General features: G+C 72.9%; 9 protein-coding genes. 3 read left to right on the top strand and 6 right to left on the bottom strand.

The window, feature by feature from the left end; translation table 11 throughout:
- Positions 1-153: 153 nt before the first annotated feature.
- From ACIQZO_RS39080 to ACIQZO_RS39055, 6 genes are read right to left on the bottom strand one after another with little or no spacing between them, the layout of a single operon-like run.
- Positions 154-750, bottom strand: coding sequence for a Uma2 family endonuclease (locus tag ACIQZO_RS39080; RefSeq protein WP_403636008.1), 597 nt, complete (start codon positions 748-750; stop codon positions 154-156).
- Between the two features lie 47 nt (positions 751-797).
- Positions 798-2,108, bottom strand: coding sequence for a DUF58 domain-containing protein (locus ACIQZO_RS39075; protein ID WP_403636007.1), 1,311 nt, complete (start codon positions 2,106-2,108; stop codon positions 798-800).
- The gene (locus ACIQZO_RS39070) at positions 2,108-3,094 is read right to left on the bottom strand and encodes an AAA family ATPase (RefSeq protein ID WP_403636005.1); all 987 of its coding nucleotides are present in this window, start codon (positions 3,092-3,094) and stop codon (positions 2,108-2,110) included. Before ACIQZO_RS39070 ends, ACIQZO_RS39075 begins: the two co-directional genes overlap by 1 nt.
- On the bottom strand, positions 3,091-4,377 hold the full coding sequence (locus ACIQZO_RS39065) for a DUF4350 domain-containing protein (protein WP_403636003.1): 1,287 nt from the start codon (positions 4,375-4,377) through the stop codon (positions 3,091-3,093). The genes ACIQZO_RS39070 and ACIQZO_RS39065 overlap by 4 nt, the downstream gene beginning before the upstream one ends.
- Positions 4,374-5,054 (bottom strand): DUF4129 domain-containing protein, encoded by a 681-nt coding sequence (locus ACIQZO_RS39060; RefSeq protein WP_403636002.1) that lies wholly within the window; start codon positions 5,052-5,054, stop codon positions 4,374-4,376. Before ACIQZO_RS39060 ends, ACIQZO_RS39065 begins: the two co-directional genes overlap by 4 nt.
- Before the next feature lie 7 nt (positions 5,055-5,061).
- The gene (locus ACIQZO_RS39055; RefSeq protein ID WP_403636000.1) at positions 5,062-6,342 is read right to left on the bottom strand and encodes a hypothetical protein; all 1,281 of its coding nucleotides are present in this window, start codon (positions 6,340-6,342) and stop codon (positions 5,062-5,064) included.
- 304 nt (positions 6,343-6,646) lie between these two features.
- Between ACIQZO_RS39055 and mtrA the strand changes: the two genes are divergently transcribed.
- From mtrA to ACIQZO_RS39040, 3 genes are read left to right on the top strand one after another with little or no spacing between them, the layout of a single operon-like run.
- Positions 6,647-7,336 (top strand): two-component system response regulator MtrA, encoded by a 690-nt coding sequence (gene mtrA, locus ACIQZO_RS39050; protein ID WP_189973359.1) that lies wholly within the window; start codon positions 6,647-6,649, stop codon positions 7,334-7,336.
- A gap of 1 nt (position 7,337) precedes the next feature.
- Positions 7,338-9,314, top strand: coding sequence for an MtrAB system histidine kinase MtrB (mtrB, locus tag ACIQZO_RS39045; protein ID WP_403635998.1), 1,977 nt, complete (start codon positions 7,338-7,340; stop codon positions 9,312-9,314).
- Positions 9,304-11,178, top strand: a complete 1,875-nt coding sequence (locus ACIQZO_RS39040; RefSeq protein ID WP_403635997.1) for an LpqB family beta-propeller domain-containing protein — start codon at positions 9,304-9,306, stop codon at positions 11,176-11,178. The genes mtrB and ACIQZO_RS39040 overlap by 11 nt, the downstream gene beginning before the upstream one ends.
- Positions 11,179-11,256 lie beyond the last annotated feature (78 nt).

Below are 11,256 nucleotides of genomic sequence, written 5' to 3'. Positions count from 1 at the left end.
AGTAGGACGCCGCCGAACAATTATTGCGGAAGCCCCGCACCAGCCCTTATGGGCTCGGTGCGGGGCTTTTCTGCGTTTACGGCCCGGATCGGCCGCTGCCGACAGGCCTGGGGTCAGCGGGATACGTTCAGCGCGTTACGGACCCGGACCCGTTCACCAGTCGGCGGGATAGCTCTTGAGGTCGCTCGTATCGAGTGTCCAGCGGCCGGCGGTGACGGTGTCGCCGAAAGCGTAGGGAACTGTCTTGCGGTATCGGGTGCCGTCGGGGCCTTCCGACGGGTCACTGTGTACGGTGACGGACTTCTTGTCCTTGCGGGGGTCCACGACGACGTACAGCGGGACGCCCATCCTCGGGTAGTCGTACAGCTTGTCGCGGATGTCCGTGAGGGAGTTCGTGCGGGACACGACTTCCACCACCATCAGGACATCGCGGGAGTTGACGACCTTCGCCGTGTCGTCCGTGTCTTCCTCCGCGATGACCATGAGGTCGGGGACCTTGGTCAACCCGGTGTGAGGGTCGCCCATGTTCGTGTCGTTGAGAGCCATGACTTCGGGGGTCTGGGCCTCGATCTGGCGGCGCATCCGCACCACATTCAGCCCGTGGGGGGCGGTGGGGCTCATCATCGTGAGAAAGATCTGACCGTCGGTGGTCTGCACTTTCCACTGGTCTTCCTGGTGCTCGGCCAGCTCCGCGAGCCGCTCCGCGAAGTCGTGCATTCGACGCATCTGCTCGGGGGAGAGGTCGGCCATGGTGTCCTCCTGGTGGGTGCCCCGGTCAGCGTATCCAGCCCGGCGCGCTACAGGCGGCCGGCGGCTTTCAGGGCGAGGTAGGCGTCCGCCAGGGCCGGGGCCAGGGTGTCCGGGGTGGCATCGACCACGTGGACGCCGTGGCGGGTGAGCTGGTCGCAGGTGCGGCGGCGCTGGGACTGGGTCTGGGTGCCGGCGGCGGCCTCGTAGACCGCGTCCACCGTGCCGCGCGCGCCGGTCATCCTCGCAACGTGCGGGTCGGCCACCGAGGCCAGCAGGACCGTGTGGCGCTGCGTGAGGCGGGGGAGCAGGGGGAGCAGGCCCTCTTCGATCGGGGCCGCGTCCAGGCTCGTCAGAAGGACCACCAGGGACCGGCGCGGGGCGCTGCGGAGGATCGTGGAGACCAGGGTCCGGGCGTCCGTCTCGACCAGTTCGGGCTCCAGCGGGGCCATGGCGTTGACGAAGGACGGCAGGGTGTCCGCCGCCGAGCGGCCCTGGACCTGGGCGCGGGGGCGGCGGTCGTGGGCCAGCAGGTCCACGCGGTCGCCGGCGCGGGTGGCCAGGGCGGCGAGGAGCAGCGCCGCGTCCATCGCGGAGTCCAGGCGCGGGGCATCGCCGACGCGGCCCGCCGAGGTGCGGCCGGTGTCCAGGCAGATGAGGATGTGCCGGTCGCGTTCGGGGCGCCAGGTGCGGACGGCCACCTTGTTCCGGCGGGCGGTGGCGCGCCAGTCGATGGAGCGGGTGTCGTCGCCGGGGACGTAGTCGCGCAGGCTGTCGAACTCGGTGCCCTCACCGCGGGTCAGGACGCTGGTGCGGCCGTCCAGTTCGCGCAGGCGGGCCAGCCGGGACGGGAGGTGCTTGCGGCTCGTGAAGGGCGGCAGGACCCGGACCGTCCAGGGGGACACCTGGGACCCCTGGCGGGCCCACAGGCCCAGGGGGCCGTAGGAGCGGATCGTGACGCGGTCGGCCCGGCGGTCGCCGCGGCGGGTGGGCAGCAGCCGGGTGGTCAGCCGGCGGCGCTCGCCCGCGGGGACGACCACCTCGTGGCGGGACGCCGCGGCCTCCGTGCCCGGCAGCCAGCTGCTCGGGGGCCAGGCGTCGCGGATGCGGGCCCTGAGCTTGCGGCCGCTCGGGTTGGTGAGGGTGAGGTGGACGTCCGCCGGTTCGCCGAGGCGGACCGAGGTGTCCCCGGAGCGCGCCAGCAGGAGGCCGCGTACGGGCGCCGCCAGCGCGCAGTCGACCGCACAGGCCAGTGCGATCGGTCCGTTGACCGCGAGCATCCCGGCCCAGCTCGGTTCGAGCAGGCCGACCGGGATGCTGCCGAGGGCCGCCAGCAGGGCGGCGCGTCCGGTGAGGGCCATCAGCGCGGGACGGGGACGTGGGAGAGGATCGCCGTGATGACGGCGTCGGCGGTGACTCCCTCCATCTCCGCTTCCGGGCGCAGCTGGACGCGGTGGCGCAGGGTCGGCAGCGACAGGGCCTTGACGTCGTCGGGGGTGACGTAGTCGCGGCCGGTGAGCCAGGCCCAGGCGCGGGCGGTGGCCAGCAGGGCGGTCGCGCCGCGGGGGGAGACGCCGAGGGTGAGGGACGGCGATTCGCGGGTGGCGCGGCAGATGTCGACGACGTAGCCGGTGATCTCGGGGGAGACGGAGACCTTCGCGACCGCCTGGCGGGCGGCTTCGAGCTCGGCCGGGCCGGCGACCGGGCGGATGCCCGCGGCGTGCAGGTCGCGCGGGTTGAAGCCGGCGGCGTGGCGGGTCAGGACCCCGATCTCGTCCTCGCGGGAGGGGAGCGGGACGGTGATCTTGAGCAGGAAGCGGTCCAGCTGGGCTTCCGGGAGGGGGTAGGTGCCCTCGTACTCGACCGGGTTCATGGTGGCGGCGACGAGGAAGGGGTCGGGCAGGGCCCGCGGGGTGCCGTCGACGGTGACCTGGCGCTCCTCCATCGCTTCGAGCAGCGAGGACTGGGTCTTGGGCGGGGTCCGGTTGATCTCGTCCGCGAGGAGGAGGTTGGTGAAGACCGGGCCGTCCTGGAAGGAGAACTCCGCGGTGCGGGCGTCGTAGACGAGGGAGCCGGTGACGTCGCTCGGCATCAGGTCGGGGGTGAACTGGACGCGCTTGGTGTCGAGTTCCAGGGATGCGGCCAGGGCCCGTACGAGGAGGGTCTTGGCGACGCCGGGGACGCCCTCGAGGAGTACGTGGCCGCGGCACAGGAGCGCGACGACGAGGCCGGTGACGGCGGAGTCCTGACCGACCACGGCCTTGCCGATCTCGGTGCGGAGCGCTTCGAGGGAAGCGCGGGCGCTGTCCGCGGTCACAGCCGTGGACTCGGTGGCCGGGTACGTCATGACGTACGGACCTCTCTTTCGAGGGCGTCGAGGTGGTCGGCGAGCGCGACGAGTGCCGCGTCGTCGGAGGGGATGGGGCCGAAGAGGAGGGCGGTCACGTCGCGGGGCTCGCCGGTGAGGCGGGCGGAGACGGCCGGGGCCAGTGCCACGGGGTCGTGGGCCTGGTTGTGCGGTACGCCGACCAGTGCGGCCAGGCGTTCGCGGGTGGCGGCGCGCAGCACGGTGGCGGCGCGGTCGCGGGCGTCGGCCTTGCGGTAGAGGCGGGCGCGGCCCTCGGTGGCCTCGGAGGCGCGGATGGCGACGGGGAGCTTCTCGGTGACGAGCGGACCCAGGCGCCGGGCGCGCCAGAGGGCGGCGAGGACGGCGGCGACGAGGAGTTGGAGCAGGGCCCAGGACCAGCCGGCCGGGACGAGTTCGAGGAGGCTCTTGTCCTCGCCGGAGGCCGCGGCGTCGGGGTCGGAGTCGGCGAGGGACGGCAGGTACCAGACGAGGTCCGGGCGGGAGCCGAGGAGTTGGAGGGCCAGCGAGGCGTTGCCTTCGTCGGCGAGGCTCTCGTTGAGGAGGATCGTCTCGGAGCCGAGGAGGACGCTGTCGCCGCCGGTGGGGCCGGTGGGCAGGACGAGGAGGGTGGGGTGGCCGCCGCTCGGGTAGCAGCGGACGGCCCCGGGGAGGGTGGTGGTGTAGCGCAGGCCGCCGCCGGTGTCCGCGCGGCCGGCCGCGGTGGCGGCGGGCAGGGGGCAGCCGGGGTCGGGGTGGTCCGTGTCGGCGTCGCCCGCGGTGTGCACGCCGGGGGACAGGCCGGAGAGGCTGTGGCTGCCGGGGGCGAGCAGGACGGTGCGGCCGCCGGAGAGGTCGATGGCCGAGCGGATGACATCGCGCTGGGCGGTGCCGAGCCGGTCGGGGTCGGTGACCAGGAGGGTGGTGCGGGGGCCGGTGGCGTCGGCGGCCTCGCGGGCCGTGGTGACGACGCGGGTGGTGACGCCGCGCTCCTTGAGGAGCTCGGCGACGGCGCGGCTGCCGAAGGGGTCGGCGGAGCGCGGGTCGAGGTAGCCGTGGCGGCTGCCGGAGCCGAGTACGGCCGTGGCGACGACGCCCGCGGCCAGGACGGCCACGACGGCGAGCGCGCGGCGGATCCGGCGGGTGCGCGAGAGGGCGTCGGCGGGTGCGGGGGCGTTGCCGGGGGCGCCGCGCCCGGCCCCCTGTGCCTCGACGGTCGGCGGGGCTGTGGTCGCCGGAGCCGGAGCCGGAGTGGGTGTGGCGTCCGGGGCGCCGAAGCCGGTCATGCGGTGGGTCCCGTCAGCTGCGGCTTTGCGCGGTCCAGGGCGAGGTCGAGGGTGCGCAGGCGGGCGTACGTGCCGGCGTCGGCGGTGCGGCCGCCGTACGTGACGTCGTCGAAGGCACGGGCGGCCGCGCGGAGGTCCGCGGCGTGGTCGGGGAGGGAAACCGCGGCTTCGGCGGCGGCCTCGTCGGCGGTGCGGCCGGGGCGCGGGTCGAGCAGGGTGCGCTCCTCCAGGGAGCGCACGACGGCGCGCATGCGCTCCTGGACGGCTTCGGTCCAGCGGCCGGCGTCGGCATGGGCCCCGGCGGCCGTGCGGTGGTCGGCGGCGCTGCGGATGCCGCGGTCGAAGAGGACGCCGGCGCCGGTGGCGACCCGGCCGGGGGTGCCCAGGCGCCACCACAGGGCGCCGACGGCCAGGAGGACGAGGAGCAGGATCACGAGGAGGCCGAAGCCGCCTCCGGGGGTCGCCCCGGAAGCGGCGCCGAGCATGTCGTCGAGCCGGCCGAAGAACTTGCGCAGGGCGCGGTCCATCAGGCTCGGGTCGTTCTCGTGGTACATCGGCTTGGACAGTTCGTGCTCGGCCGCCTCCCTGGCGGGGTCGCGCGGTGTCGTCACCGGTGGTGTCTCGGCGCCCGGCAGGAGCGCCGCGGCGCGGGTGATGAGGCCCCCCGTACTCATCATCGGTGTGTCAGCCTCCGGTCGTGCCGTAGTTCTCGACGCCGGCGGCCCGGGCGAGCTCCAGGTCGAGCCCCTCGCGGCGGATGCGCTGGTCGACGTAGAGGAGGACGGTGACGCCGGACTGGAACGGCATGACGATGGTCTGGGCGATGATCAGGCCGATCGCGGGGAGGACCAGCATGCCCCAGTTGCTGGTGCCGCTGCCGTCTTCCAGGGCTTCGAAGCCGCCGCCGAAGACGATGAGGCCGATGAACTGGAACGGCGCGACGATCATCATCGAGATGAAGAAGGCGATGATGCTGGTCAGGATGGTGATGCCGAAGATGCGCCACCAGGTGTCCTTGACGAGCTTCGAGGAGCGCGCGAAAGCCTTGAGGACGGTGCTCTTCTCCAGCATCAGAGCGGGCGAGGCCAGGCTGAAGCGGATGCCGAGCCAGACCAGCAGCGGCAGCCAGACGAAGAAGCCGAGGATGGCGAGGCCGATGCTGTCGGCGAGGATGCCGGGCAGGATCAGTACGGCGCCGAGCAGGATGGCGCCGACGGCCAGCAGCAGGGTGAGGCCGATCAGGCGGAGCAGCTGGGGGCGGGCCTCGCGCCAGGCGTCGGAGACCGAGGAGTTCTGGCCGAGGACGGCGCGGCTGAAGACCATGGTGAGCATGGCCGTGACCACGATCGTGCCGAGCACCTGGATGAACTGGACCACCGCCGACGCGGCGAAGGTGCTGCCCAGCGTGTCGATGATTTCTTCGGCGCTGATGTCCTCGGACGTGGCGAAGACGAGGTCGTCGAGCATGAACTTCTGCAGGATCACGCTGATCACCTGGACGACCGTGGCCACGACCAGGGTGATCGGCAGTACGGAGCGCCAGTGGGTGCGCATGGTGGCGACCGCGCCGTCGAGGATCTCGCCGAGGCCCAGGGGGCGCAGGGGGATCACACCGGGCTTGGCGGCCGGGGGCTGGCCCCACTGGCCGGGGCCGCCCGGATAGCCGTACTGGGGCCCGTACTGGCCCGCGGAGGGGCCTGCGGGCTGCTGGCCCCAGCCCGCGCCGGGCTGCGGCTGTGCGTGCGGCTGTGCCTGCGGCGCCTCGGGAGCCTGGCCCGGACTCGACCACTGACCGGGCGGCGGCTGCTCGGCGGACCACTTCGGGTCGCCGGCGGGCTGCGCGGGCGGGGTGGGCTGCGCCGGCTGTACGGGCGGGGTGGGCTGCTGCGCGCCGCCGTCGTCACCCGGCCGCTCGCCGTCGGACGGAGAGGATCCGGGCGTAGCCCAGCCCGGAGAGTCGTTCATCGTCGCTCCTTCACGTGCGCCTGCTGCGGCGGGGGCGCTGGTCGCTGCCATCGTGCCACGTGGGGGGCCCGAACGGAGTAGGGGGTGGGAGGCGGATCGGGCGCCGTGGCGGGCGATCCGGGGCCGATCGTGACCGGTCGGAGGGGTCCGGACGGTCCCCGGGGTCTCCGGCAGCCCGTACCTTCAATTGTCGACCCGATCAGGGGCAGACTGGTGGAGCGGATCTCCACGCAGGTCCGAGGGTCGATTTCCAGCCTTTTTGGCTGTGGGACAGCTCACCGCCGGGTAACGATTAGCTAATGGGATGATGTCAAGCATGAAGGGACGAGTCCTTGTCGTCGACGACGACACCGCGCTGGCCGAGATGCTCGGCATTGTGCTGCGTGGAGAAGGTTTTGAGCCGTCGTTCGTAGCGGACGGAGACAAGGCGCTGGCTGCCTTCCGGGAGGCGAAGCCCGACCTGGTGCTGCTCGACCTCATGCTGCCCGGAAGGGACGGCATAGAGGTGTGCAGGCTCATCCGGGCCGAGTCCGGCGTACCGATCGTCATGCTCACCGCCAAGAGCGACACGGTGGACGTCGTCGTGGGCCTGGAGTCCGGGGCCGACGACTACATCGTCAAGCCGTTCAAGCCGAAGGAGCTGGTGGCCCGTATCCGGGCCCGCCTGCGCCGGTCGGAGGAGCCCGCGCCCGAGCAGCTGGCCATCGGTGACCTGGTCATCGACGTGGCCGGGCACTCGGTCAAGCGGGACGGTGCTTCCATCGCCCTGACCCCGCTCGAGTTCGACCTGCTGGTCGCCCTCGCGCGCAAGCCCTGGCAGGTCTTCACCCGCGAGGTGCTGCTGGAGCAGGTCTGGGGCTACCGGCACGCGGCGGACACCCGCCTGGTCAACGTGCATGTGCAGCGTCTGCGGTCCAAGGTCGAGAAGGACCCGGAGCGCCCCGAGATCGTTGTGACGGTGCGCGGTGTCGGCTACAAGGCCGGACCCAGCTGACGTGCAGTCCGCCGCGCCCGGAGCGTCCGGCAGGCCCGGCAGGGCCCCGGGCGGTCCCCGCCCGTGGAAGCTGCGCGTCGGCCGGCTCTTCCGGGGCGGCGCGCCGAGCAGCCGCGTACTGCGGCTCTGCCTGCGCCTGGCGCGCCGGCCGCTGCTTCCGGCTGTCCGGTTGTGGCGGCGCAACATCCAGCTGCGGGTGGTCGCGGCCACCCTGCTGATCTCGCTCGCCGTGGTCCTCGCCCTGGGCTTCGTCGTCATCGCCCAGGTCAGCAAGGGCCTCCTCGACGCCAAGGAGGGGGCGGCGCAGAGCCAGGCCGCGGGCGGGTTCGCGGTGGCGCAGGAGAAGGCCAACGCCCCGGCCACGGTCGACGGGCCCGACGCCACCGACAACAAGGTCGGCCGGGACGCCAGTACCTGGATGAACTCCCTGGTCAAGCAGTTGGCCAGTGGCGGCCAGACCGCCTTCGAGGTCGTCGCGCTCGGCGCGGGCACCGGTGAGCAGACGCTGCCCGGCGTTCAGGGCGTCAAGGGCGCCCGCGCCTCCGGCAACGTGGACCCGACCGCCAGCGTCCCGCTGGGGCTGCGCCGGGCCGTCAACCACGCCACCGGCGCCTTCAAGACCTTCTCCGAGATCCGGTACACGAGCGGGGACGGGAAGAAAGAGCCCGAGCCGGCGCTGGTCATCGGCAAGCGCCTCTCTGACATCAACGGCGACCCGTACGACCTGTACTACCTCTTCCCGCTCACGCAGGAGGAGGAGTCCCTCAACCTGATCAAGGTCACCATCGTGACCGCGGGCCTGTTCGTCGTCGTCCTGCTCTGCGGCATCGCCTGGCTCGTCGTACGCCAGGTGGTGACCCCGGTGCGGATGGCCGCCGGGATCGCCGAGCGGCTCTCGGCCGGGCGGCTCCAGGAGCGGATGAAGGTCACCGGCGAGGACGACATCGCGCGTCTGGGCGAGGCCTTCAACAAGATGGCGCAGAACCTCCAGAACAAGATCCAGCAGCTGGAGGAGCTGTCCCGGATGCAGCGCCGCTTCGTCTCGGACGTCTCGCACGAGCTGCGCACCCCGCTGACGACGGTACGGATGGCCGCCGACGTCATCCACGACGCCCGGGTCGACTTCGACCCGATCACCGCGCGCTCCGCCGAACTGCTCGCCGGTCAGCTCGACCGGTTCGAGTCGCTCCTCGCCGATCTGCTGGAGATCAGCCGCTTCGACGCCGGCGCCGCGGCGCTGGAGGCCGAGCCCATCGACCTGCGCGATGTCGTACGCCGTGTCATCGACGGCGCCGAGCCGCTCGCCGAGCACAAGGGCACCCGGATCCGGGTGCTGGGCGACACCCAGCCGGTCATCGCCGAGGCCGACGCGCGCCGGGTGGAGCGGGTGCTGCGCAACCTCGTCGTCAACGCCGTGGAGCACGGCGAGGGCCGCGACGTGGTGGTCCGGCTCGCGTCCGCGGGCGGGGCCGTCGCCGTGGCTGTACGGGACTACGGCGTCGGGCTCAAGCCCGGCGAGGCCACCCGCGTCTTCAACCGCTTCTGGCGGGCCGACCCGGCGCGGGCGCGCACGACCGGCGGGACCGGCCTCGGCCTGTCCATCGCCGTCGAGGACGCCCGGCTGCACGGCGGCTGGCTGCAGGCCTGGGGCGAGCCGGGCGGCGGCTCGCAGTTCCGGATGACGCTGCCGCGCACGGCCGACGAGCCGCTGCGGGGCTCGCCCATCCCGCTCGAGCCCGAGGACTCCCGGGCCAACCGGGCCAGGGCCGCCGCCGAGGCGCAGGCCCGGGCGGCGGGCATCGCCGCGGACCGTACGCCCGCCGACGCCGGTGACCGCTCGCCGATACCGCCGCGCTCGCCCGTCGCCGGGGCGATGCCGGTGCCCGCCGACCCGACGGCCCTGCCGGGGAACGGGGCCCGGGTCGTGGCCCGCCCGGCCGAGCAGCCACAACAGGAGGACCGAGCCGATGGACGCTGAGCCCTTGGACGCGCGGGCGGGGCGTGTGCGGGTGCGGCGCCGGCGGCTGCGCACCGTACGGGCGTACGCCTTCGGTGCGGCCGGGCTGCTGCTGGCCGGCTGCGCGTCGATGCCCGACCACGGGGAGATCCGCCCGGTGCAGGCCTCGCAGGGCGTCGACTCGCAGGTGCGGGTGTTCGGCGTACCGCCTGCGGACAAGGCGGGCGCCGCCGACATCGTGGACGGTTTCCTGGAGGCGATGACCAGCGACGACCCGCAGCTGGAGACCGCCCGCAAGTACCTCACCGAGGATGCGGCGAAGAACTGGAAGCCCGGCTCCGCCGTCACCGTCCTCTCGTCCGGCCTCGACCGGGTCTCCGTGCGCGGCGAGAAGGACCCCGGCGGGCCCCGCTGGAAGGTGACCGGCAAGAAGCTGGCGACCGTGGACGAGCGCAGCGCGTACCAGCCGGAGACCGACGGCGCGCAGTACGAGGAGTTCCTCCAGCTCGTCCAGGACGACGAGAAGCAGTGGCGGATCTCCACGCCGCCCAGTGGTCTGGTCCTCAGCGAGTCGGATTTCCAGCGCATCTACATGCCGGTCAACAAGTACTACTTCGCGGCCGGCACGCTTGTCGCCGACCCGGTCTACGTGCGCCAGCGCACCGACCCGGACTCGCGGATGGACCCGACCACGCAGACCGTGCAGTCGCTGCTCGCGGGGCCGTCGCGATGGCTCGGCCCCGTCGTCGAGTCCAGTTTCCCCACGGGTACCGAACTGCGCCCGGGCACCAAGTCCCTTTCGTACGACGGCCAGAACACGCTGCGTGTGCCGCTCAACGACAAGGCCGACAATGTCGCGCAGCCGCAGTGCAAGAAGATGGCCACCCAACTCCTTTACACCGTCAAGGAACTGACGGGCTCTCGGCTCGACCAGGTCGAACTGCTGCGCGCCGACGACAAGTCGTCCTCGCTGTGCTCGGTGACCGAGGTGAGCGCGGCCGCGATCGCGGGCCGGCCCAAGATCCCCGAGTACCAGTACTTCGTCGACAACGAGAAGCGCCTGGTCCGGATGAAGCTGGACACCAGCAGCGAGGACCAGCAGGCCAGGGCAGAACCGGTGCCGGGGCCGCTGATCACGCCCCCCGCCTTCAAGGTCAGCTCGGCGGCCGTGACCTACGACGAGCGGCGCGCTGCCGTGGTTTCCGAAGACCAGCACAGCCTGTCCGTCGTCCCGTTGGTGGGCGGCGGTCCGATGCCGCAGCCGGTGACCATCGGCAAGGGCGGCAGGACGGCGGCGCTGACCGCGCCGAGCTGGGACGCGGCGGGCGACCTGTGGGTCGCGGACCGCGATCCGCAGAACCTCGGGTTGTGGCGGGTGCCGGCCGGGGCCGGGACCCCCGAGAAGGTGCAGGTGGCCGGGCTCGACGGCGGGAAGATCACCTCGCTGAAGGCGTCCCCCGACGGGGTACGGATCGCGCTGCTCGTGGAGCGGGGCAGCCGCAACAGCCTGTACGTCGGGCGGATCGAACGGCCCGACGGCAAGAGCGACTCCTCGGCGGTGTCGGTGCGCGAGCTGCGTCAGGCGGCGCCGCAGATGGCGGACGTGACGGCGATGAGCTGGGCGCCGCGCGGGCGGCTGCTCGTGGTGGGCCGCGAGAGCGGCGGTGTCCAGCAGGCCCGCTACATGCTGGCCGACGGTTCGATGGTCGCGGCGAGCCTGCCCGGGGCCACGGGGCTGTCCGAGGTGGCGGTGGCGGCGACGGAGGACGAGGCGAAGCCGAAGCCGGTCGTCGCGAACTCGGAGGACGGGATCGTGTGGCTGCCGCCGGGTGCCCAGTGGCGCACGGTGGCGGCGGGCGGCCGGTCTCCGGTGTACCCGGGCTGACCGCGGGGCGGCCGGGCTGTTGTCCCGTTGTCCCGTTGTCCACAGGGGTCGCGGGCCGTGGTCCGGGCCGTCAGTGTG

The sequence above is a fragment of the Streptomyces sp. NPDC097617 genome, from assembly GCF_044761485.1.
Classification (GTDB): Bacteria; Actinomycetota; Actinomycetes; order Streptomycetales; family Streptomycetaceae; genus Streptomyces.
Note: the sequence above shows the minus strand (reverse complement) of the source record. Positions and strands in the feature narration are given on the sequence as shown.

Excerpts from the sequence above, each read along its gene's own strand:
- ACIQZO_RS39080 (WP_403636008.1), bottom strand. The coding sequence starts at position 750 with ATGGCCGACCTCTCCCCCGAGCAGATGCGTCGAATGCACGACTTCGCG.
- ACIQZO_RS39075 (WP_403636007.1), bottom strand. The coding sequence starts at position 2,108 with ATGGCCCTCACCGGACGCGCCGCCCTGCTGGCGGCCCTCGGCAGCATC.
- ACIQZO_RS39070 (WP_403636005.1), bottom strand. The coding sequence starts at position 3,094 with ATGACGTACCCGGCCACCGAGTCCACGGCTGTGACCGCGGACAGCGCC.
- ACIQZO_RS39065 (WP_403636003.1), bottom strand. The coding sequence starts at position 4,377 with ATGACCGGCTTCGGCGCCCCGGACGCCACACCCACTCCGGCTCCGGCT.
- ACIQZO_RS39060 (WP_403636002.1), bottom strand. The coding sequence starts at position 5,054 with ATGATGAGTACGGGGGGCCTCATCACCCGCGCCGCGGCGCTCCTGCCG.
- ACIQZO_RS39055 (WP_403636000.1), bottom strand. The coding sequence starts at position 6,342 with ATGAACGACTCTCCGGGCTGGGCTACGCCCGGATCCTCTCCGTCCGAC.
- mtrA (WP_189973359.1), top strand. The coding sequence starts at position 6,647 with ATGATGTCAAGCATGAAGGGACGAGTCCTTGTCGTCGACGACGACACC.
- ACIQZO_RS39040 (WP_403635997.1), top strand. The coding sequence starts at position 9,304 with ATGGACGCTGAGCCCTTGGACGCGCGGGCGGGGCGTGTGCGGGTGCGG.